Genomic DNA, 21,475 nt, shown 5'->3' on the forward strand with positions numbered 1-21,475 from the left:
CCGGCTCAGACGTCGGTCGTGCCGACGAGCATCCGGACCTCGGCCGCCGTCGTCACCGAACCGGTGGCCACGACGCCTCCGCTCATGCCGCCCTCGTCCGCGAGTCCCGCGGCCACGTCGAGCGCGTCCGGCAGGTCCTGGACGACGGTGACGCGGTCCTCGCCGAAGATGTCGACCGCCAGCTCACCGAGGTCGTCCGGCCGCATCGCCCGCGGCGACGTGGTCCGCGAGACGACGACGTGGTCGAGGACGGGTTCGAGCGCCTCGAGCATCTCCGTGGCGTCCTTGTCCTTGAGGATCGCGATGACGCCGACGACCTTGGCGAAGGTGAACGAGTCCTCGAGCGCCTGCCGCAGGGCCAGCGCGCCCGCCGGGTTGTGCGCCGAGTCGACGATGACCGTGGGAGACCTGCGGACGATCTCCAGGCGACCCGGCGAGGCGGCCCGGGCCAACCCGGCGCGCACGACGTCGGGTTCGAGCCGCTGCTCGCCGCCACCGAGGAACGCCTCGACCGCGACGAGCGCGAGGGTGGCGTTGTGCGCCTGGTGGGCACCGTGCAGCGGGAGGAAGAGGTCCTCGTAGTCGCCCCCCAGACCACGGATCGAGATCTGCTGGCCGCCGACGGCGACCTCGCGCGTCAGGAGCCCGAAGTCGTTGCCCTCGAACGTCATCCGCGCCCCGACCTCCTCACCGCGCTCGACGAGGACCTGCGCGACGTCGGGCTCCTGCGTCCCGATGACGGCGACCGCGTCGGCCTTGATGATCCCCGACTTCTCGGTGGCGATGTCGACGACGTCGTTGCCCAGGAAGTGCTGGTGGTCGAGCGAGATCGGCGTGACCACGGCCACCGCGCCGTCGGCGACGTTCGTCGCGTCCCAGCTCCCGCCGAGGCCGACCTCGACGATGGCGACGTCCACGGGCGCGTCGGCGAACGCGGCATACGCGATCGCGACGAGCACCTCGAAGTAGGTCATCCGCGGGCCACCCTCGCCGACCGACTTCACGTCCACCATCTCGATGAAGGGGATGACGTCGTCGTAGGCGGCGAGGAACTTCTCGCGGCTGATCGGTTCGCCCGCCAGGGCGATCCGCTCGCGGACGCTGTGCAGGTGCGGCGAGGTGAACCGACCCGTCCGCAGCCCCATCTCGGTCAGCAGCGTGTCGATGACGCGGGTCGTCGAGGTCTTGCCGTTCGTGCCGGTGAGGTGGATGACGGGGTAGCTGCGCTGCGGGTCGCCGAGCAGCTCCATGACCGCGGCGATGCGGTCGAGGCTGGGCTGGAGGTCGTGCTCGGGGGCGCGGGCGAGGATCGCGTCCTCAACCTCGCGCATCCGCCGCACGAGCTCGAGGTTGCGCGCGGCCTCGCGCTGGGCTGAGTCGGGTGCAGGCATGCCCCCATCATCGCGCACCCGCACGTGCTCGATGATCACGCCCCGCACGCCCCGGTCCTCGAGCGATCCGACGGGTCCTGGTCCGCCGGATCGCTCGAGGACCCCGGTATGGCGCGTGCGTCAGGACAGCTTCATGACCTTGATGCGGATGGGCTCCCCGTCGCCGACGGTCGCCTGGGCGACGTCGGCCCGCTCGGGCAGGGCCTCGAGCTGCGGTGCGCTCCCGAACTGCGTGGCCAGGGTCTCCTCGACGATGAGCGCCTGGTGGGTGACCGTGGCCTCCCACACCGCCTGGCTGCCGGTGACCGTCAGCGAGATCCGGTCACCGACCTCGAGGCCGGCGTCACGGCGGGCCTGCTGGACCGCGCGGACGACGTCGCGGGCCAGGCCCTCGGCGGCGAGCTCCGGGGTGACCTCGGTGTCGAGGACGACGAACCCGCCGCCGGGAAGCATCGCGGTCGCCTGCGAGTGGCCCTGGGCCCCGGCGTCGACCACGGTCTCGAGGGTGTACTCCCCCTCGACCAGGGCCAGACCACCGGACGTCACGGTGCCGTCCTCGGCCACCGACCAGTCGCCGGACTTGCTGCCCTTGATCGCCAGCTGCACGTCGCGACCCAGCCGCGGACCTGCCGCGCGGGCGTTGACGGTGAGGCGCTGGGTGATCCCGAAGTCGGACTGGCTCGCCTCGCCGATGTCACGCAGGGTGACCGTGCGGACGTTGACCTCGTCGGCCACGATGGCTCCGAAGTCCTCGAGCGCCGACGCGTCCGGCACGACGACCGTGAGGTCCTGCAGCGGCAGCCGCACCCGCAGGCCGCTGGCCTTGCGCAGCGACGACGCCACGGAGCAGACCTCGCGCGCACGGTCCATGCCCGCGACGAGCGCCGCGTCGTGCGGCAGGTCGGTCGCGTCCGGCCAGTCGGTGAGGTGCACCGAGCGCCCCCCGGTCAGGCCGCGCCAGATCTCCTCCGTCGTCAGGGGCAGCAGCGGCGCCGCCACCCGGCAGACGACCTCGAGCGCCGTGTAGAGCGTGTCGAAGGCCTGCTCGGTCTGGCTGCCGTCCTGACCGGCGCCGGTGTCCCAGAACCGCTCGCGCGAGCGACGGACGTACCAGTTGGTCAGCACGTCGAGGAAGCCCCGCGTCGTCTCGCACGCGTTGGCGACCTCGTACCGGTCGAGCTGGTCCTGCATCGTCTGCACGTACTGCCCGAGCTTGGCCAGCAGGTAGCGGTCGAGCGGGTCCGTCGATGCGGTCGACCACTTCGCCTCATACCCGTGGTCGCTGTCGGGACCCGAGCGGAAGGCGTTGGCGTACAACGAGAAGAAGTACCAGGTGTTCCACAGCGGGATGAGCACCTGGCGGACGCCGTCGCGGATCCCCTGCTCGGTGACGACGAGGTTGCCGCCGCGCAGGATCGGGCTGCTCATGAGGAACCAGCGCATGGCGTCGGCACCGTCACGGTCGAAGACCTCGCGCACATCGGGGTAGTTGCGCAGCGACTTGGACATCTTCTGCCCGTCCGAGCCCAGGACGATCCCGTGGCTGACGCAGGACGAGAACGCCGGCCGGTCGAACAGGGCCGTCGCCAGGACGTGGAGGGTGTAGAACCAGCCACGCGTCTGCCCGATGTACTCGACGATGAAGTCACCCGGGAAGTGGTGGTCGAACCACTGCTCGTTCTCGAACGGGTAGTGCACCTGCGCGAACGACATCGAGCCGGAGTCGAACCACACGTCGAGGACGTCCTCGACACGACGCATGGTCGACCGCCCCGTCGGGTCGTCGGGGTTGGGCCGGGTCAGGTCGTCGATGAAGGGCCGGTGCAGGTCCTTGACCTCGACACCGAAGTCGGCCTCGAGCTCGGCGAACGACCCGTAGACGTCGAGGCGCGGGTACTCCGGGTTGTCGGACTTCCAGACGGGGATCGGGCTGCCCCAGAAGCGGTTCCGCGAGATCGACCAGTCGCGGGCGTTCTCCAGCCACTTGCCGAACTGGCCGTGCTTGATGTGCTCCGGCGTCCAGTCGATCTGCTCGTTGAGCTCGAGCATGCGCGCCTTGATCTTGGTGACCTCGACGAACCAGCTCGACACAGCCATGTAGATCAGCGGCTGGCGGCAGCGCCAGCAGTGCGGGTAGGAGTGGTCGTACGTCTCGCGGCGCAGCAGCACCGTGCCCTCGGTGACCGCGCCGGTCTCGCCCTCACCGCGGGTGCGGTTCTTGAGGTGCTCGATGACCATCGGGTTGGCGTCGAAGACCTGGACGCCCTCGTAGTCGGTGACCGGGTAGGTGAAGCAGCCGTCGGGACCGACGGGGATGACCGGCTCGATCCCGGCCGCGTCGGTGACGATCTTGTCCTCCTCACCGAAGGCGCCGGCGGTGTGGACGAGCCCGGTGCCGTCCTCGGTGGTGACGAAGTCCGCCGGGAAGACGCGATGCGCCTTGTCGTGGCCCAGGTAGTAGTCGAACGGCGGCGTGAAGGAGCGCCCGACGAGGTCGCTGCCCTTGAGCCGCTCCACGATGCGCGACGCCGGGTCCTGCTCGTCGGCGCCGAACAGGTCCTTGGCGTAGGCCGCGAGCCGCGCCTCGCCGATGACGTAGCGCTGGGTCGTGCCGGTCACGTCGGACTCGACCACGACGTAGTCGATGTCGGGCCCGACCATGATCCCGAGGTTGGCCGGGAGGGTCCACGGCGTCGTCGTCCAGACCAGCGCCAGCTCACCGGTCTCGAGGCGCAGGCCGACGGTGACGGCCGGGTCCTGGCGGTTCTGGTAGACGTCGTCGTCCATGCGCAGCTCGTGGTTGGACAGCGGCGTCTGGTCGTTCCAGCAGTAGGGCAGCACGCGGAAGCCCTCGTAGACCAAGCCCTTGTCGTGCAGCTGCTTGAACGCCCAGATGACCGACTCCATGTAGTCGGGCTCGAGCGTCTTGTAGTCGTTGTCGAAGTCGACCCACCGGGCCTGGCGCGTGACGTACTCCCGCCAGTCGTCGGTGTACTTCAGGACCGACTCGCGGCACTTGGCGTTGAACTTCTCGATGCCCAGCTCGAGGATCTCGTCCTTGGTCTTGATCCCGAGCTGGCTCATCGCCTCGAGCTCGGCGGGCAGGCCGTGCGTGTCCCAGCCGAACCGCCGCTCGACCCGGCGCCCCCGCATCGTCTGGTAGCGCGGGATGAGGTCCTTGACGTAGCCGGTCAGCAGGTGGCCGTAGTGCGGCAGGCCGTTCGCGAAGGGCGGGCCGTCGTAGAAGACGAACTCGTTGTCGCCGTCCTGGCCGGCGGAGCGGTTCTCGACCGAGGCGATGAAGGTGCCGTCCTCGTCCCAGTACCTGAGGATGCGCTCCTCGATCTCCGGGAACCGGGGAGAGGCGGGCACCCCCTGGGTCGAACCGGTGGTGGTCACGGCGTCGTCGGGGGCTGCGCTGGAGACCTTGGGATAGGCCATGGTGTCGGCGGTCCTTCGTCATCGTTCGTGCGTGTCGCACGAGGACGACGACGCCGGGCTGTCCCGGCGGCACCGCGGTACCACCTCGCTTGCCGTACGCCGGGTGGTGACCACACGGCATACGACCGCTCTTGCTCCAGGCGCTGACGGGCCCATCCGTCCGGGTCTAGTGGGGGCCGCCCACCGGGGTGGCCCTGTTCTTCCGGAGGCTCACCGGTGATGGCCGGGTCGACGCCTGTCCACCCAGTCTAGCGGGCCGTGGCCCACGGCTCGTCCGGGTTTCCGACCGCCCCCGCTCCCGGGTGTAGAGTCGGGCCGTCGCCCTCGGGTGACACCACGACGCGCCACAGGGGAAGCCGGTCCAAGTCCGGCGCTGACCCGCAACCGTAGGCCGCCCGCGAGGGTGGCGAGCCGGAATGCCTGGAACGCGAAGCGGCTCCAAATCCGTCGAGGTACGCGGGGTGGAGCCCGGACACCCACCAGGTCCGAGGCCACCCCCTGTTTTGTCGTGAGAACGACGAACGGGGGTTTTGTCTTTCCACCCGGGTGCACCGGTGCCACCGTCGCGACACCGCTCGCACTGAGAGGCACCATGCACCACTCCATCCGCAGCGCCCGTCCGGCTGCCGCACTCGCCCTGGCGGTCGCCGCCACGCTCGTGACGCCGGGTCTTGCGTCGGCGAGCACCACCACGCCCACGACCGGTTCCGTCACGAGCACCACCGCTCCCGCCACGACGACCGCGCCGACCACGTCGACCGGCTCCTCGACCTCGTCGACCGGGACCGGTTCGACCACCTCGGCTCCGTCCACGACGACGGCCCCCACCACGACGCAGCCCGCCCCCTCCACGACGGCGACGGCGCCCACCACGGCCCCGTCCACCTCGTCCACGACGTCCGGGCCGGCCACCGGCGGCCTCGTGCGCGGCGGCGACGCGGCGCGCTACGGCCTCGCGGCCCCCTCGGCCCTGCCCGCCACCTCGACCGACCCGACGCTGGTCGGTGCCGGCTTCCTCGAGCGCGAGCTCGCCGCCGGTGGTCACCACCTGTCCGTGAGCTTCGACGGGGTCGACTACGCCGACTACGGCGTCACCCTCGACGCGGTGCTCGCCCTCGACGCCGCGGGCGCGGGTCAGACCGAGGCCGCCGCGGCGACGAAGTTCGTCGCCGACAACGTCGGCCAGTACATCGGGACCGACTTCGGCCCGACCGAGCTGTACGCCGGCGCCACGGCCAAGTCCCTGCTCGTCGCCGTGGCCCAGGGCGTCGACCCCACCGCGTTCGGCGGCGTCGACCTCGTCGCCACGCTGGAGGGCCTGGAGACCCCCAGCGGCCGGTTCTCCGACCACTCGGCCGGTGGCGCCGACTACTCCAACCTGATCGGCCAGTCGCTGGCGGTCATGTCGCTGCGCCGGGCCGGGGAGACGACCTCGCCCGCGTCCGTCACGATCATCCGCGACAACCAGTGCAGCGACGGCGGCTTCAGCCTCAGCTTCGGCGCGACGCCGTGCGTGAGCGACCCCGACGTCACCGCCTTCGCCGTGCAGGCCCTCCTCGCGGTGGGCGGTGCCGGTGACGCCGACGCCGGTAAGGGTCTGGACTACCTCGCGGGCATCCAGGGCACCGACGGCGGTGTCGGTGGCGCCGGCCCGACGGCAGCACACAACGCGAACTCGACCGGCCTCGCCGGTCAGGCCTTCCTCGCGGGCGGGCGCACCGCCCAGGCGCGCGCCGCCCAGGGCTACCTGCGCGCGCTGCAGTACGGCTGCGACCTCCCCGCCGCGTTCCGTGGCGGCATCGCCTACGACCGGGCTGCCATGACGGCCGCCGCGACCAAGGGCGCGACCGTGCAGGACCAGGACCGCCGGGCGACCAGCCAGGCCCTCCTCGCCCTCGCCGGCACCCCGCTGTATGCCGTGTCCGGCACCGGCGCGGACGCCACCGCGCCCGACCTCACCTGCGCGGCACCCACCACGTCCACGACGACGAGCCCGACGAGCACCACCTCGACGACCTCGTCCGGCACGTCCTCGGCCACCTCCAGCTCCACCGACGCCGGCAGCGGTTCGGCGACGGCCGGGTCGGGCGGCGGTTCGGGCAACGGCTCGGGGGACCCCGCCTCGGCCACGCCCGGTTCGCTGGCGTTCACCGGTGCGGACGTCAGCGCCTTCGTGATCGCCGGCCTCCTGCTGCTCCTCCTGGGTGCAGGCGCCCTGGTCCTGGCTCGTCGCAAGGGCGTCCACGCCTGATGCGCCTCGTTCCCCGCCCGATCACCGGCCCGATCACCCGTCGTGTCGGCCGCCTCGTCGCAGCCGCCGCCCTCGTCGCCGTCGGCGGCCTCACCCTCCCGGGTGGGGCCGCCCAGGCGGCGGCCTGCTCCGGCACCACCGGGGTCACCGTCGTCATCGACTACGGCGCCAGCACCACCACCTCGTGCGTCTCCGGTGACCCCACCTCGGCCATGAGCGCGCTCAAGGCGGTGGCCACCGTGGTGTCGCCGCAGCGCTACCCGGGGACGGTCGTCTGCCGGATCAACGGGACGCCCGCCAAGGACCCGTGCATCCAGATGCCGCCGGCCAGCGCCTACTGGGCGTTCTTCCACGCTCCGCGCGGCGGCGCGTGGACCTACAGCCAGTCCGGCGTGGCCAGCTACGACCCGGCCCCGGGGACGGTCATCGGGTTCGCGTTCGGCTCCGGCGGACAGCCCAGCTCGGCGCCACCAGCCAGGACGAGCACCCCGAAGCCCAGCTCGTCCTCGACGCCCACGCCCACGCCGAAGCCGTCCAGCACCCCGCGGACGAGCTCCTCCACCCCGGCGCACAGCAGCTCGACCCCCGGCGGCACGACGTCGAGGGGCACGTCGGCGAAGGGCACGAGCACTGGCAAGGCGACGGCCGGCACGACGCCGTCGGCCGGCCGCACCACGCCGTCCGCCACGACCCCCCGCCGCAGCGCCACCACCTCGGGCACCGCATCGGCCCCTGCTGCGCCCACCTCGGCGACCACGTCCGGGACACCGGCGGCATCGGGCACCGGCACGGACCCGGGGCCCAGCGCCCTCGCCTCGGGCACGACCCCCGACCAGGGGTCGTCGACCACGCTCTTCGCGGGGATCGGGCTCGTCGGCGTGGTCGGTGCCGCCGCGGCATACCTCACGCACCGCCGCCGCTCGCACGGCTGATCGATGCCCGCTCCACGACCGGTCCGTCGCCCGCTCCCCCGCCACCTGCACCCGGTGGCGTGGTGGGTGTGGGCGATCGGGCTGGCCGTGGCGTGCTCGCGCACGACCAACCCGCTCCTGCTCCTGCTCGCGGTGAGCGTCGCGGCGCTGGTCGTGGCGGCGCGGCGGGGCAGCTCGCCGTGGGCGCGGGCGTTCCGGCTGTACCTCGTCCTGGGCGCCTCGATCGTGGTCCTGCGCGTGCTGCTGCACCTGCTGGTGGGGTTCAAGTTCGGGCAGACCCGGCTGTACACCCTGCCGAGCATCGACCTGCCCGGCATCACGATCCTCGGACCGGTCTACCTCGAGGGGGTCCTCGCGGCCGCGGTCGAGGGTCTGCGCCTCGCGTCCCTCATCGCCTGCATCGGCGCGGCGAACGCCCTGGCCAACCCCAAGCGGCTGCTGCGGGCCATGCCCAGCGCCCTGCACGAGATCGGCACGGCCGTCGTCATCTCGGTCACCGTCGCCCCCCAGCTCGCCGAGAGCGTGCAGCGGGTCCGGCGGGCGCGTGTCCTGCGGGGCGAGGGCGGGTCGGGGCTGCGGTCCGTCGGGCGGGTGGCGCTGCCGGTCCTGCAGGACACCCTCGACCGGTCGCTCCTGCTCGCCTCGGCGATGGACTCGCGCGGGTACGGCCGGCGGCCGGAGCAGTCGCCCCGGGTGCGCCACCTCACCGGCGCCCTGACCCTCACCGGGCTGCTCGGCGCTGCGGTCGGCACCTACGGCGTGCTGGACGCCACCGCCCCCGCCGCGGTCGGGCTCCCGATGCTCGTCGCCGGGCTGCTGCTGTGCGTCGCGGGCCTCCGCGTGGGTGGCCGGGCCGTGCAGCGGACCGCCTACCGCCCCGACCCGTGGGCCACCCCCGAGTGGCTCGTCGCCGGATCGGGCGTCGCCGCCGCGGTCCTCGTCGTCGTGGCTGCCCGGGCGGACCCCACCGCGTTCGTCCTGCCCCTGGAACCGCTGGCTCCACCGGCCCTGCCCCTGCTCGCGGTCGTCGGCCTGCTCCTCGCCGCCGTGCCCGCCTTCGCCGCCCCCGAGCCGCCCCGACGCGGGAGTCGCACGTGAGCGCCCCCGTCGTCGTCCTCGACCGGGTCAGCGTCAGGTATGCCGGGTCGCCCCGGCCCACGCTGCGCGACGCGTCCGTCGTGGTCGAGGAGGGCGAGCTCGCCGTCGTCGTCGGTCGGACCGGCGCCGGGAAGTCGACCCTGTTGGGCGCCGTCAACGGCACCGTCCCCCACTTCACCGGTGGGCACCTTTCCGGACGGGTCACCGTCGCCGGCCTCGACACCCGCACGCACCGTCCGCGCGACCTCGCCGGCGTCGTGGGGGTCGTCAGCCAGGACCCGCTGGCCGGGTTCGTCACCGACACCGTCGAGGAGGAGCTCGCCTACACCCTCGAGCAGCTCGGCGTGGAACCCTCCGCCATGCGCCGGCGGGTCGAGGAGGTGCTGGACGTCCTCGGCATCGCCGACCTGCGCGACGCGCCCCTGCACGACCTGTCCGGCGGGCAGCAGCAGCGCGTCGCGATCGGCTCGGTCCTCACCGCCAACCCCAGGGTCCTCGTCCTCGACGAGCCCACGTCGGCGCTCGACCCCACCGGTGCCGAGGAGGTGCTGGCGACGCTGTCCCGGCTGGTCCATGACCTCGGCCTCACGGTGCTGGTCTCCGAGCACCGGCTCGAGCGGATCGTGGGACTCGCCGACCGCCTGGTGCTGGTGGCCGAGGACGGCACGGTGAGCCACGGCGCACCGTCCGACCTGATGGCGCAGTCGCCGCTGGCACCGCCCGTCGTCCACCTCGGCCGCTGGGCCGGGTGGCAGCCGTTGCCTCTCACCGTGCGCGACGCCCGACGCGCGGCCCGCGACCTGCGGGCGGCCCTCGGTCCCTCGACCGAGCAGGTCGTCGCGGCCCACCACGCCGCCCCGCAGGACACCTCCCCCGCGTCCGTCCCGGCTCCCCTGCTCGCGGGGACGGCTGTCGAGGTGCACCACGGCGACCTCGTCGCGGTGGACGGCGTCGACCTGTCCCTGGCCCCGGGCGAGGTCGTCGCCCTGATGGGGCGCAACGGGTCCGGGAAGTCCTCCCTCCTGTGGGCGCTGCACGGCTCGGGGCACCGCCACGGCGGGGACGTCACCGTGGCCGCCGGGCCCGCCGCCACCACGGGTGCGGCGGCCTCCGCCCCGGGCGCCGGTGGTGCGTCCACCGTCGACCCGGCCCGGGTGTCGCCGGGGGTACGCCGTCGGCACGTGGGGCTCGTGCCGCAGAGCGCCGCCGACCTGCTCTACCTGCCCAGCGTCGACGACGAGTGCCACCAGGCCGACACCGAGGCCGGGGCCGCACCGGGCACGGCCCGTGAGCACCTCGACCGCCTTGCCCCCGGCATCGACGGAGCCGCGCACCCTCGTGACCTGTCCGAGGGTCAGCGGCTCGCGCTGGTCGTGGCCATCCAGCTGACGGCTGCGCCCGCGACCCTGCTGCTGGACGAGCCCACCCGGGGCCTGGACTACCCCGCCAAGGCCGCACTGAGCAGCCTGCTGCGCGACCTGGCCGCTGCCGGCGGCGCCGTGCTCGTGGCGACCCACGACGTCGAGTTCGCAGCCGGCGTCGCTGACCGGGTCGTCGTCCTCGCCCGGGGTCGGGTCGTCGCCGACGGACCCGCCGTCGACGTGCTGTGCGACTCCCCGGCGTTCGCGCCGCAGGTCGCCAAGGTGCTCGCGCCGACCCGGCTGCTCACCGTCGACGACGTGCGCCGCGCCCTCCCGGGGGTCCCGGTCACCGTGGGAGGAGCGCGATGACCATCCAGGCCCCCGGCAGCGCTCGACCGTCCCACGAGCACCCCGTCCCGTCCGGGCCCGCGCACCCGGGACGACGCAGTGCCGTGGCGCTACGGCCACGCTCCACGGCCGCGCTCGCGCTCGTCTCCGTGGCCGGGCTGCTGGCGTTCCTGTGGCCACTGTTCGCCTCGGCCGACTCACGCCTCGGCCAGAACGCCGACGCCCCCCTCGTCTTCGCCCTGCTCCTGCCGCTCCTGCTGGCCGTCGTGCTCTTCGAGATCAGCGAGGGCGGACTCGACGTCAAGGCCGTGGCGATGCTGGGCGTCCTGTCCGCCGTCGGCGCCGCGCTGCGGCCCCTCGGCGCGGGCACCGCGGGCCTCGAGACCGTCTTCTTCCTGCTCGTCCTCGGGGGGCGGGTCTTCGGGCCGGGGTTCGGCTTCGTGCTGGGCTCGACGACCCTGTTCGCCTCGGCCCTCGTGACCGGCGGCGTGGGCCCCTGGCTGCCGTACCAGATGGTCGGGGCGGCCTGGGTCGGCCTCGGTGCCGGCCTGCTCCCCCGAGTGCCCCCGCGGTGGGAGCTCGCCCTGCTCGCGGCGTATGGCGCCGTGGCCGGCCTGCTCTACGGGCTGGCCCTCAACTTCTCCTTCTGGCCCTTCGCCACCGGGCTGGGCGGCGACCTCTCCTTCGTCGCGGGTGCCCCTGCCTGGGACAACCTGCACCGGTTCGCCGTCTTCTCCCTCGCGACGTCGGCGTGGTGGGACCTGGGACGGGCGATCACCAACGTCGTCCTGATCCTCGTCACCGGTCGGGCCGTCCTGGGCACCCTGCGCCGGGCCTCGCGCCGCGCCGCGTTCGACGCCGAGGACACCTTCGACGCCCCGGTCGCGCCCGGGCCCGAGCCGGGCACGCGGCATACCCTGTCCGGGTGACCCTGCCCGCATCGCTCCTCTCCCGCGCCGTCACTGACCCCGACGTCAAGGCGACCTACGGCATCGACGAGTCCATCGGTGCGCTCGCCCCCGACCGCTTCGAGGTGGTCCGCGCCCGTGACCTCGGGGATGTCGTCGACGTCCTCGCGCACGCGCAGGCGACGGGCACGCCCGTGGTGCCGCAGGGCGCGCGCAGCGGGTTGGCCGGTGGCTCGGTGGCGCTCGACGGGGGGATCGTCCTGAGCCTGGAGGGGCTGACGGCGATCACCGAGCTCGATGCGGTGGAGGGCATCGCCGTGGTGCAGCCCGGCGTCATCAACGCCGACCTCAAGGCGGCGGCCGCGGCCGAGGGCCTCTTCTACCCGCCGGACCCGGCATCGTCGGCGTTCTGCTCGATCGGTGGCAACGTCGCCACGAACGCCGGCGGGCTGTGCTGCGTGAAGTACGGCGTCACGGCCGACTACGTGCGCGGTCTCGAGGTGGTCCTCGCCGGCGGTGAGGTCATCCGTACCGGCCACCGCACGGCCAAGGGCGTCGCGGGGCTCGACCTGACCGGGTTGTTCGTCGGGTCCGAGGGCACGCTCGGCGTCGTCACCGAGGTCGTCACCAAGCTCGTCCCGGCGCCGGACCCCGCGCTGACCGCGCTGGCGACGTTCGACAGCCTGTCCGCCGCGAGCGACGCCATCGTGGCGCTGCGGCGCGAGCGCCACCGGCCGAGCCTGCTCGAGCTGCTCGACGAACCCACCCTCGCCGCGGTGCAGGCCCTCGCCGACTACGGCTTCCCCACCGGCTGCGCCGCCGTCCTCATCGTCCAGGCCGACCGCCCGGGTCACGCGGGCGAGGACGTGCAGCGGTATGCCGCGCTCCTGGAGGAGGCGGGGGCGACCGAGGTCGCGGTCGCCGACGACGTGCAGGAGAGCGACGCGCTGCTCGCGGGCCGACGCGCACTGCACCACGCCCTCGTCGCCAAGGGCACCCACTTCATCGAGGACGTCTGCGTCCCGGTGCGCCGGCTGACCGCGCTCATCACCGCAGGGCACGAGATCTCCGCGCGCACCGGGGTGGAGATCACGATGTCGGGGCACGGTGGCGACGGGAACCTGCACCCGTCGTTCTTCTACGACGCCGACGACGAGGACAGCCGGCACCGGGCGGAGGAGGCGTTCGGCGACCTCGTGAAGGTGGCGCTCGGCATGGGCGGGACCATCACCGGCGAGCACGGCGTGGGGTCGCTCAAGGCGCGGTGGCTCCCCGACGAGGTCGGCGCCGCGTCGATCCAGCGCCAGCGCGCGGTCAAGGCGCTCTTCGACCCGCGCGGCATCCTCAACCCCGGCCGCGTCTACTGGTCCTGAGCCGTCCACGCCCGGGGCGGTCCCGTCCCCGCTGCGACCCGGCTGGTAGAAACGAGGCATGAGCCCCCTCGAACTCGACCGCAATGAGTCCTGGCTGTCCCGCGAGGAGCTCGACGCCGCCCGCGAGCGGCTGCCGATCCTCTACGTGGACGCCGTGCCGGTGCGGGTCGACGACCGCGGGGTCCTCACGGCGGTGGGCCTGCTGCTGCGGGCCTCGGACGGCGAGATCAACCGCGAGCTCGTGTCGGGCCGCGTGCTCTACCACGAGCGGGTGCGCGACGCGCTCGTCCGGCACCTGGAGAAGGACCTCGGCCCGATGGCGCTGCCGCAGATCCCGGCCAGCCCACAGCCGTTCACCGTGGCGGAGTACTTCCCCACGCCCGGCGTGACGCCGTTCCACGACCCGCGCCAGCACGCCGTGTCGCTGGCGTTCGTCGTCCCGGTGGCGGGCGACTGCCAGCCGCAGCAGGACGCGCTGGACCTGGCCTGGCTCACGCCCCAGGAGGCGATGGACCCGGCGCTGCTGGCCGACATGGACAACGGCCACGGGGTGCTGCTGCGCCAGGCGCTCGGCCATCTCGGCCACGCCGTCTGAGGCTCGTCAGGCCTTCTTGCGCCGCATCGCGCGGACCCGCTCGGCCCGCTCCACGCGGTCCAGCTCGTCGGCCTCGGCCAGCGTCGGGGCGGTGCCGCCGAGCCGCGGCGGCAGCAGGTGCTTCTCGGCATCGGGCCACGCCGGGTAGACGGCCTGGTCGGTGTCGAGCAGGGCCTGCATGGCCGCCTTCATCCGGGCCGTCACCTCCGTGACGTCCTCGCCCGGGGCGACGGTGATCGGGGCGCCCACGGAGATGAGCAGGGGGAACCCGTGCCGCCCCATCCGCTTCGGCTGCCCCTTGGTCCAGACCCGCTGCGAGCCCCAGATCGTCACGGGCAGCAGGGGAACCCCGGCGTCCTGCGCGAGCCGGGCGGCCCCCGACTTGAAGTCCTTGAGCTCGTACGACCGGGAGATGGTCGCCTCGGGGAACACCCCCACGACCTCACCGGCCCGCAGCGCCTTGAGGGCCGCAGCGAACGACTCGGTCCCGGCCTCGCGGTCCACGGGGATGTGGTGCATCCCGGTCATGAGCGGACCTGCCACCGGGTTGGACCAGATCGACTTCTTCGCCATGAACCGCACGAGGCGACCGACCTTGACGCCCACCAGCCCGGCGTACGTGAAGTCGAAGTAGCCGGTGTGGTTGATGGCCATCACGGCCCCACCCGAGCGCGGCACGTTCTCCAGGCCGCGCATGTGGATCTTCAGGCCCTGGGCCGCGAAGAGGGTGCGGGCCACCCCGATCACGCTGCTGTAGACAGGTTCCATGCGCCAACACTAGGGGTCTCGCGCGCCACCCACCGACCTACCCGTGCCGGGACGGGGTCCAGGCCAGCTGGATGACGTTGTTGCCCGACTCGCGGGACACCAGGCGACCGCGACCGGGCACCGCCGGCACGGCCTTGATGTTGCCGATGAGGGGTCCCTCATCCGGGTTGCCGGACAGCAGCAGCCCCGGCGAGGCGAGGTCGCGCAGGGTCTGCATGACCTGCTCGTACGACGCGCGCCCGGCGCCACCGGACCGTCGGGTGACGACCAGGTGCAGGCCCACGTCACCGGCCTGGGCCAGCAACGGCGCCAGCGCCGCGAGCGGGCTGCCGGCCGAGGTCACGACGAGGTCGTAGTCGTCCACCAGGACGAAGACCTCGGCGCCGGACCACCAGGTGCGGTTGCGCAGCTGCTCCGGGGTCACGTCCGGTCCGGGCAGGCGGGAGCGCAGGTATGCCGCCAGCTCGGGGATGTTCTCGAGCGCCTGCTCCTCGGTGGTGAAGTAGTCCCGCAGGTACTCGTCAGGGATCTCGCCGAGCAGCGAACGCCGGTAGTCCACCGCGAAGATCTGGGCCTGCTCGGGGGTGTAGAGGCGCATCACCTCGTGCGCGACGGTGCGCAGCATGCCGGTCTTGCCGGAGTCGCTGTCACCGAACAGGTAGAGGTGCGGCTCCTCGGCCACGTCGAGCCCGATCGGCGCGAGGTTGCTCTCGTCGATGCCGAGCAGGATCCGGCGGTCGTCGGGACCGGCCATCTCGCGGACGCGGTCGAGGCTGATCTCGTCGGGCAGCAGCCGCAGCTTGGGACCGGTCGGCCCCTGCCACGCGGCGTTGACGCGCTCGACGAGGTCGTCGACCCCGGCGCCGAGGCTGCCCGCGTCGCCGCTGCCGTCGATGCGCGGGACCCCTGCGAGGAAGTGGTGACGGGTGGCCTCGACCCCGCGGCCCGGACGACCCTTGGGCACGTTGGCCGCGACCTTCCGGTCGATCTCGGAGTCGCTCGGGTCACCGAGGCGCAGCTCGAGCCGGGTGCCGAAGACGTCCTTGACCGCGCTGCGGAAGTCCATCCAGCGGTTGGTGGTCGCCGCCAGGTGCAGGCCGAACGTGAGGCCACGGCCGGCGAGCTCCTGGATCTGCATCTCCAGCTCGTCGAACTCGGCCCGGATCGTGGGCCAGCCGTCGACGACGAGGAACACGTCGCCGAACCCGTCGTCGGCGCGCCCCTCGGCGCGGCGGCGCCGGTAGGTCTCGATGGAGTCGATGCCCTGAGCGCGGAAGTAGGCCTCGCGGCGGTCGACGATGCCGCGGACCTCGGCCAGCGTCCGGCGGACCACGTCGGGCTCGTTGCGGCTGGCGACGCCGGCGACGTGGGCGAGCCGGGCCAGCGGCGAGAAGGTGCCGCCGCCGAAGTCGAGGACGTAGAACTGGGTCTCCTGCGGCGTCGTCGTCAGCGCCAGGGACGCGACGAGGGTGCGCGCGAGGGTGCTCTTGCCGCTGCGGGGTCCACCGACGATCGCCACGTGGCCCGCGGCACCACCGAGCGCCACGCTCATCACGTCGCGGCGCTGCTCGAGCGGCCGGTCGACGATGCCGAGCGGGACGACCAGCGAACCGGCGTCACGCCAGCGACGCGACACCAGGCCGAGCTGCGGGTCGACGTCGAGGTCGCCGAGCAGGGTGTCGAGGGAGTCGGGCACGTCCAGCGGCGGCAGCCAGACCTGGTGCGCCGGACGACCCTTGCCGCGCATCTTGGCGACCGCGATGTCGAACGTCGCGCGGTCCTCCTTCGGACCGGAGTCGACGACCACGGGCTCCGGGGCGTCGTTGAGGCGCAGCACCGGGGCGGCCGAGAACGGCACGATGTCGTTGGTCGCGCCCGTGCGGTCGCTGGCCACGCGGCGGCGGGCCGGCGGAGGGCCCGAGACGTAGGCGGCCTTGAACTTGACCAGCGTCGTCTGGTCGGGCTTGAGATACCCCAGGCCCGGGACGGCGGGCAGCTCGTACGCATCGGGGACGCCGATGACGGTGCGGGACTCCTGCGCCGAGAAGGTGCGCAGGCCGAGGCGGTAGGACAGGTGCGACTCGAGCCCGCGCAGGCGCCCCTCCTCCAGCCGCTGCGACGCGAGCAGCAGGTGCATCGACAACGAGCGCCCCAACCGTCCGATCGCCACGAAGAGCTCGACGAACTCGGGCCGGGCGTTGAGCAGCTCGCTGAACTCGTCGGCCACGATGACCAGCGCCGGCAGCGGTTCGAGGTCGGCGCCGGCGGCCCGGGCCTTCTCGTAGTCGGTGACGTTGGCGAAGTTGCCCGCCGACCGCAGCAGCTCCTGGCGGCGGACCATCTCACCGTGCAGGGCGTCCTGCATGCGGTCGACCAGGCTCAGCTCCTGCCCGAGGTTGGTGATCACGGCCGAGACGTGCGGCATGTCCGCCATGCCCGCGAACGTCGCACCACCCTTGAAGTCGACCAGGACGAAGTTCAGGGACTCCGACGAGTGCGTCATGGCGAGCGCCAGCACCAGGGTGCGCAGCACCTCGGACTTGCCCGAACCCGTGGCACCGATCACCAGGCCGTGCGGGCCCATGCCCTGCTGGGCGGACTCCTTGATGTCGAGCGAGACGACCTGTCCGTTGGAGCCCAGGCCGATCGGCACGCGGAGCCGGTCACGCTGCAGGCGGGGCCGCCAGGCAGCCTCCGGGTCGTAGTCGCGGACGTCGCCGAGGCCGAGCAGGTCGACGAGCTCGGTGGAGCTGGTCATGGCGTCGCGCCGCTCGGGCTCGGCACCGGCATACAGGGGGGCGAGGCGGCGGGCGGCCGCCTCGGCCTGCACCAGCGAGAGCTGGTCGGCGTACCCCTGGGCGGGGTCGGAGGTGAGGGTGATGATCTGCATCGGCACCCGGCCGGCGTAGGGACCCGAGCGCTGCGCGTTGCCGAGGGCGAGCCGCATCCGCCCCTCCTGGGTCAGCTCGTCCCACCGCTCCGGCAGGTGCAGCACGGTCACGCCCATGACCCCGTCGTCGGTGACGATCGCGTTGCCCGGGGGCACCTCGCCGCCGTCGACGACGATGAGCACGTGCGGCATGGTCGGCTGCTCGGCCGGGCCGAACCGCGGCCGGTCGGCGAGGTCGGCGGGCAGCATCGGCTCGAGGTCGGACAACGACGTCGCGAGCATCCGGGCCGGACCGACGCCGTCCCGCTCACGCTGGCTGTGGGCGTGCGGGAGCCACTTGACCCACTCCCACTCGGGCAGCGCGTCGGCCCCGGAGACGATGGCGATCTGGAGCTGGTCGGGGGCGTGCTGGGCCGCTGCGGCGGCGACCAGGGCACGGGCGAGGGCACGCGTGGGTTCGGCGTCGCCGGTGACCTCGATGCGCGAGAAGTAGGACAACGACACCGAGGCGGGCAGGTCCGGCTGCACCCGGTGGGTGGCGAGCAGGCGGTGCAGCGCCGAGGCGGCCACGGGGTCGAGCTGGGCCATCGGCGCGGTCTCCGGCGCCTCCAGGGTGATGCACAGCGGCTGGTTGGTGCGACCGAACCGGACCCGCAGGAAGTCGTCGTCGCTGGCGGAGCGTTCCCAGACGCGGGTGCGCTCCTCGCAGAGGGCGGCGAGCGCCTCGGGGGCCGGGTTGTTCCAGAGGGCTGCGGCCCGTTGGCGGTTGGCGGCCTCGCGGACGGTCTGGCGCACCTCGCCGAGGTAGGCGAGGTACTCGCGGCGGGCCTCGATCACCCCTGCGGTGTGCTGCTGGCGCTGGCGGTACCCGTTGACCCCGACGAACCCGAGCGAGGCGACGAGGAACATGCCACCGGCGATGTAGCCCTTGACCCCCGGCGAGGACAGCGCCACGAACGCGATGGAGCCGACGCTGCCGAGCATCGGCACCGCGTTGAGCAGCAGGCCGCTCACGCCCTCGCTCGGCGTGATCTCCGGCGGCGGCTGCAGGACGATCCGGCCCGACGGCACCTCGGGCGCCTCTTCTCGAGGTCCCCGTCGCAAGGTCACTGACATGGTGGTGTGCGCCCTCCTCGGCGTTCGTGCCCGTCCCGCCGGACGTCGCTGCCTCCCCCGGGTCGGCAGGCGTCCGCCCACAGCGGTGCCAACCTATCGCGTGGTGGTGGACGAACGGTGCAGTCTCGTCCTTCCCGGACAAACAGGCTGTAGGGTTCCCGGCGGGAGCTCGACGGCACGGTGGTCCGGACGCCGGAGCAGGTTCGCAGAGGGGGAGGTGCCGCGTTGAGCGAGGACTCGCACCGCATCTCGCTGCTCGCCGACGACCGCCGCTACGACCTCGTCGCCCCGGCCAACGCCCAGGTGGGCGACCTCCTGGCCGCGCTCGGCATCGCCCCGCGCAACAGCCCGTATGCCGTGGCCACCCCTGCGGGGCGCGTCATCGCCCTCGGTGAGGTGCTCGGTGACGCGGTGCCGGAGGGCACCCTGCTCACCGTCATCCGGGCGACCACCCACGAGGTGACCCGCGACGTCCTCAACTTCGACCGGTCCCCCGTCGCCGGTGGTGCCCGCTCGCCCGAGGGCCAGGGTGGCCGCCAGGTCGAGGCGTCGGAGGCCACCGTGTCGCGACGCGCGCTGGCCGAGGCGACCCGCCGCCGCGACGACCTCGCCGTGCCGGCACCGGTGGACGACGCGGGGCTGGCAGCACCGGTCGTGCGCACCACGTCGCCGGTCCCCGTGGCGACGGCGACGCTGCTGCGCTGGGTCGGCGCCGGGCTCGCCGTGGCGGCCGTCACCGTGCTGGCCCCCGGGGTGTTCCGGGCCCACGCGACGCCCGACCCCCTCGTGGCCGGCGCTGCCGCCGCCCTCCTGCTCCTGTCAGGGCTCGCCCTGGCGACCGACCACGCCGCGTCGTCGGCGGCCCGCCTCTCGCGCCTCGCCGCGCCGCTGCTGGGATTCGCGGCAGGGCTGTCCCTGCCCGTGGCCGCGACCCCCAGCGCCGGCCGCATCTCCCTGATCGCGGCCTGCACGGTGGCGACCGCGCTCGCCGGGGTCGCCCGGATCACCGGCGGGCCCCTCGACCGCGCCTCCCGCGCGGCGATGACGGCCCTCGCCGTGGTGGGGGGCCTCGCCGTCGTGGGGGTCCTGCTGGACTGGCCGGCGTTCGCCGTCGCCGCCGTGGTCGCCGGGCTGGTCCCCGGTGCCGTCCGGCTGCTGCCGTCCTTGGGCTTCGAGGTGCCCGACGAGCAGCTGGTCGACGTCGACCGGCTGTCGACGACCATCTGGACCGCGCGCGAGCAACGTCGACGCCGGTTCCGTCGGCTGCGCGTCGCCGAGGTCGACACGGGGTTCCACGCCGCCCGCGAGACCGTCGCCGCCGGCACGGCGTGGGGGTGCCTGCTCGCCCCCGTGGCCCTGGTCGTGGTCGTGGCGACCCCGGGGCGCTCGGGCTGGTCCACGTGGGGCACGGTCGGCCTCTGCGCCAGCATCACGGTCGCCCTCGGGTTCCAGTCCCGCACGGTGCGGGACCGCCTCCCCCGCTACGCGCTGCTCACCACCTCCGCCCTCGCCGCCCTCCTCGGCACGTATGCCGCGGGCCGGCTCGTCGGGGTGGGCATCGGGGTGGCCCTGGCGTGCACCGCCGTCGCGCTCGGCCTGGTCGCCGTCGCGGCTGCCGTCGCCCTCGGGCGCGGGTGGCACTCGACCCGGCTCTCGCGCCTCGCCGACATGCTGGAGGGACTGGCCGTCGTCCTGAGCCTGCCCGCGGCGGCGCTGGCCGCGGGAGGGTTCGAGACCATGGCCCGGATCGCCGCGAGCTGACCGAACGACCGTGACCGCAGCAGACGCCGGCCGCGCAGCAGCCACCTCTGACGCCCCGCACGCCAGGGACACCACGGACGCCGGCATGCGGCTCTGGGCCAGGATCCTGCTCGTCGTCGTGGCGCACCTCGCCCTCCTGCTCGCGATCTGGTGGTCGTGGCACCCCAGGGTTGGCGATGGCAACGCGACGCCCGGCGCGATCAACCCGCTCCTGACCGGCATCGCCGCCGTCCTCTTCTGGGCCGTGCTGCTCCAGGTCTCGTCGCGGATCCCGTTCCCCGTCCTGTGCGGACTGTTCGTGCTGGTGCCGTTCTGCACCTTCTTCCTCCAGCACGCCGGGGCACGCTGGTGGACCACCGACGTCATGCGCCCGACCGGACAGGTCGAGGTGACCCGCGTGGACCGGTTGCTGAACGGCGCGAGCCGCGTCGAGGTCCGTCCGGCCGGCGGTCAGGGACCGAAGACGGTCGCCTGGTCCACGATCGGGCAGCGCCGGACCAACGAGTACTCCTTCGCCCGCATCAGCACCGGCGAACACTACGAGCTGGTCACCGACCCGACCGGGCTCGTCGTGCCGCTGATCCAGCCGATCGGGTACCGCGACTCCGCCGCTCGTCCGGACACCGCCGTCTGGGGACCGGTGACCGCCGCCACCCTCGTCGTGCTCGAGCTGGTCAGCGCGTCGGCCCTGACGCGGCACCGCAGCCAGGTCCAGGCGGTCGACGACCGCAGGCGCCCCGGCCGGCGACGTCGGAGGCGACGGGCCGCCGCCTAGCCGCCCTCAGTCCACGCGGGGCAGCGGCTTGGCCGCGATCTGCTCCATCTGGGCGTGCATCTCGCGCAGGTGCTGCTGGGCCGCGGTGAACGAGACCTGCAGCTCCTGGGCGGACTCCTCGCGGCTGCCGAGCTCCTCAGCCTGGACCCGGGCCACCTCGCGCACGTTCTCGGCAGCCGTGCGCCGGACGTTCTCGGCCGGGACCGAGTCGTCGAGGCCGTGCACGATGGCCGTCAGGCTCGTCTCCCCCAGGTCGATCCGGCGCTGCAACCGCTGCCAGTCGGGTCCGAGCTCACCCGAGCGCGCCTTCTTCGCGCGGTCCTCGTCCTTGTCCTCGACCGTGCTGAGGTACTTCTCGTGCTCCGCGATCGCCTCCCGGGTCTGGCGGTCGATGTCGGCCCGGATGCCGCGCATCTCCCCGAGCAGGGCCCGCACCTGGGCGATGGACCGGTCCGCGTCGCTCATGC

General features: G+C 73.4%; 14 protein-coding genes and 1 riboswitch. Of the genes, 9 read left to right on the forward strand and 5 right to left on the reverse strand.

The features are described 5' to 3' along the window. Nucleotides 1–5: 5 nt before the first annotated feature. Both ASC58_RS16075 and ileS read right to left on the reverse strand, forming a co-directional pair. Nucleotides 6–1,391, reverse strand: coding sequence for a folylpolyglutamate synthase/dihydrofolate synthase family protein (locus ASC58_RS16075; RefSeq protein WP_056920126.1), 1,386 nt, complete (start codon nt 1,389–1,391; stop codon nt 6–8). Between the two features lie 120 nt (nt 1,392–1,511). Beyond that, complete coding sequence (gene ileS, locus ASC58_RS16080) at nt 1,512–4,832, reverse strand: isoleucine--tRNA ligase (protein ID WP_056920006.1); 3,321 nt, start codon at nt 4,830–4,832, stop codon at nt 1,512–1,514. Nucleotides 4,833–5,180: 348 nt separating this feature from the next. Beyond that, nucleotides 5,181–5,254, forward strand: a riboswitch (cobalamin riboswitch). 170 nt (nt 5,255–5,424) lie between these two features. Between ileS and ASC58_RS16085 the strand changes: the two genes are divergently transcribed. Genes ASC58_RS16085 through ASC58_RS16115 form a run of 7 tightly spaced genes read left to right on the forward strand, consistent with a single transcriptional unit; the run spans nt 5,425 to nt 13,698 of the window. Beyond that, entirely contained in the window at nt 5,425–7,083 is a 1,659-nt protein-coding gene (locus tag ASC58_RS16085; protein WP_056920007.1) for a hypothetical protein, read from the forward strand. Next, on the forward strand, nt 7,083–8,015 hold the full coding sequence (locus ASC58_RS16090; protein WP_056920008.1) for a hypothetical protein: 933 nt from the start codon (nt 7,083–7,085) through the stop codon (nt 8,013–8,015). The genes ASC58_RS16085 and ASC58_RS16090 overlap by 1 nt, the downstream gene beginning before the upstream one ends. A gap of 3 nt (nt 8,016–8,018) precedes the next feature. Next, the gene (locus ASC58_RS16095; protein ID WP_056917735.1) at nt 8,019–9,113 is read left to right on the forward strand and encodes an energy-coupling factor transporter transmembrane component T; all 1,095 of its coding nucleotides are present in this window, start codon (nt 8,019–8,021) and stop codon (nt 9,111–9,113) included. Further along, nucleotides 9,110–10,843, forward strand: coding sequence for an ABC transporter ATP-binding protein (locus tag ASC58_RS16100; RefSeq protein WP_056920009.1), 1,734 nt, complete (start codon nt 9,110–9,112; stop codon nt 10,841–10,843). The genes ASC58_RS16095 and ASC58_RS16100 overlap by 4 nt, the downstream gene beginning before the upstream one ends. Continuing rightward, nucleotides 10,840–11,751: an ECF transporter S component gene (locus ASC58_RS16105; protein WP_082553381.1), complete on the forward strand. Its 912-nt coding sequence runs from the start codon at nt 10,840–10,842 to the stop codon at nt 11,749–11,751. Before ASC58_RS16100 ends, ASC58_RS16105 begins: the two co-directional genes overlap by 4 nt. Next, complete coding sequence (locus ASC58_RS16110; RefSeq protein ID WP_056920010.1) at nt 11,748–13,103, forward strand: FAD-binding oxidoreductase; 1,356 nt, start codon at nt 11,748–11,750, stop codon at nt 13,101–13,103. Before ASC58_RS16105 ends, ASC58_RS16110 begins: the two co-directional genes overlap by 4 nt. A gap of 58 nt (nt 13,104–13,161) precedes the next feature. Further along, nucleotides 13,162–13,698 carry an NUDIX hydrolase family protein gene (locus ASC58_RS16115; RefSeq protein ID WP_056917738.1) on the forward strand — a complete coding sequence of 179 codons (537 nt, stop codon included), beginning with the start codon at nt 13,162–13,164 and terminating at the stop codon, nt 13,696–13,698. Nucleotides 13,699–13,704: 6 nt separating this feature from the next. Here ASC58_RS16115 and ASC58_RS16120 read toward each other — a convergent pair whose 3' ends face one another. Further along, entirely contained in the window at nt 13,705–14,466 is a 762-nt protein-coding gene (locus ASC58_RS16120; protein ID WP_056917739.1) for a 1-acyl-sn-glycerol-3-phosphate acyltransferase, read from the reverse strand. Between the two features lie 37 nt (nt 14,467–14,503). Then, nucleotides 14,504–18,472, reverse strand: a complete 3,969-nt coding sequence (gene eccCa, locus ASC58_RS16125; protein WP_056920011.1) for a type VII secretion protein EccCa — start codon at nt 18,470–18,472, stop codon at nt 14,504–14,506. Between the two features lie 225 nt (nt 18,473–18,697). Here eccCa and ASC58_RS16130 point away from each other — a divergent pair, with 225 nt between their 5' ends. Next, nucleotides 18,698–20,233: a hypothetical protein gene (locus ASC58_RS16130; protein ID WP_056920012.1), complete on the forward strand. Its 1,536-nt coding sequence runs from the start codon at nt 18,698–18,700 to the stop codon at nt 20,231–20,233. Nucleotides 20,234–20,243: 10 nt separating this feature from the next. Next, a complete protein-coding gene (locus ASC58_RS16135; protein ID WP_157598548.1) occupies nt 20,244–21,008 on the forward strand; it encodes a hypothetical protein in 765 nt (254 codons plus the stop codon). Nucleotides 21,009–21,014: 6 nt separating this feature from the next. Here the strand turns inward: ASC58_RS16135 and ASC58_RS16140 are convergent, their stop codons facing one another. Next, nucleotides 21,015–21,473, reverse strand: coding sequence for a hypothetical protein (locus ASC58_RS16140; RefSeq protein WP_056917743.1), 459 nt, complete (start codon nt 21,471–21,473; stop codon nt 21,015–21,017). Between the last annotated feature and the right edge of the window lie 2 nt (nt 21,474–21,475).

Origin of the sequence: Phycicoccus sp. Root101 (assembly GCF_001426245.1) — a bacterium.
GTDB lineage: Bacteria > Actinomycetota > Actinomycetes > Actinomycetales > Dermatophilaceae > Pedococcus.

What these genes read in the sequence shown, in the direction of transcription:
- ASC58_RS16120 (WP_056917739.1), bottom strand. Translation starts at nt 14,466, where the DNA reads ATGGAACCTGTCTACAGCAGCGTGATCGGGGTGGCCCGCACCCTCTTC.
- ileS (WP_056920006.1), bottom strand. Translation starts at nt 4,832, where the DNA reads ATGGCCTATCCCAAGGTCTCCAGCGCAGCCCCCGACGACGCCGTGACC.
- ASC58_RS16075 (WP_056920126.1), bottom strand. Translation starts at nt 1,391, where the DNA reads ATGCCTGCACCCGACTCAGCCCAGCGCGAGGCCGCGCGCAACCTCGAG.
- ASC58_RS16140 (WP_056917743.1), bottom strand. Translation starts at nt 21,473, where the DNA reads ATGAGCGACGCGGACCGGTCCATCGCCCAGGTGCGGGCCCTGCTCGGG.
- ASC58_RS16085 (WP_056920007.1), top strand. Translation starts at nt 5,425, where the DNA reads ATGCACCACTCCATCCGCAGCGCCCGTCCGGCTGCCGCACTCGCCCTG.
- eccCa (WP_056920011.1), bottom strand. Translation starts at nt 18,472, where the DNA reads ATGTCAGTGACCTTGCGACGGGGACCTCGAGAAGAGGCGCCCGAGGTG.
- ASC58_RS16115 (WP_056917738.1), top strand. Translation starts at nt 13,162, where the DNA reads ATGAGCCCCCTCGAACTCGACCGCAATGAGTCCTGGCTGTCCCGCGAG.
- ASC58_RS16105 (WP_082553381.1), top strand. Translation starts at nt 10,840, where the DNA reads ATGACCATCCAGGCCCCCGGCAGCGCTCGACCGTCCCACGAGCACCCC.
- ASC58_RS16095 (WP_056917735.1), top strand. Translation starts at nt 8,019, where the DNA reads ATGCCCGCTCCACGACCGGTCCGTCGCCCGCTCCCCCGCCACCTGCAC.
- ASC58_RS16090 (WP_056920008.1), top strand. Translation starts at nt 7,083, where the DNA reads ATGCGCCTCGTTCCCCGCCCGATCACCGGCCCGATCACCCGTCGTGTC.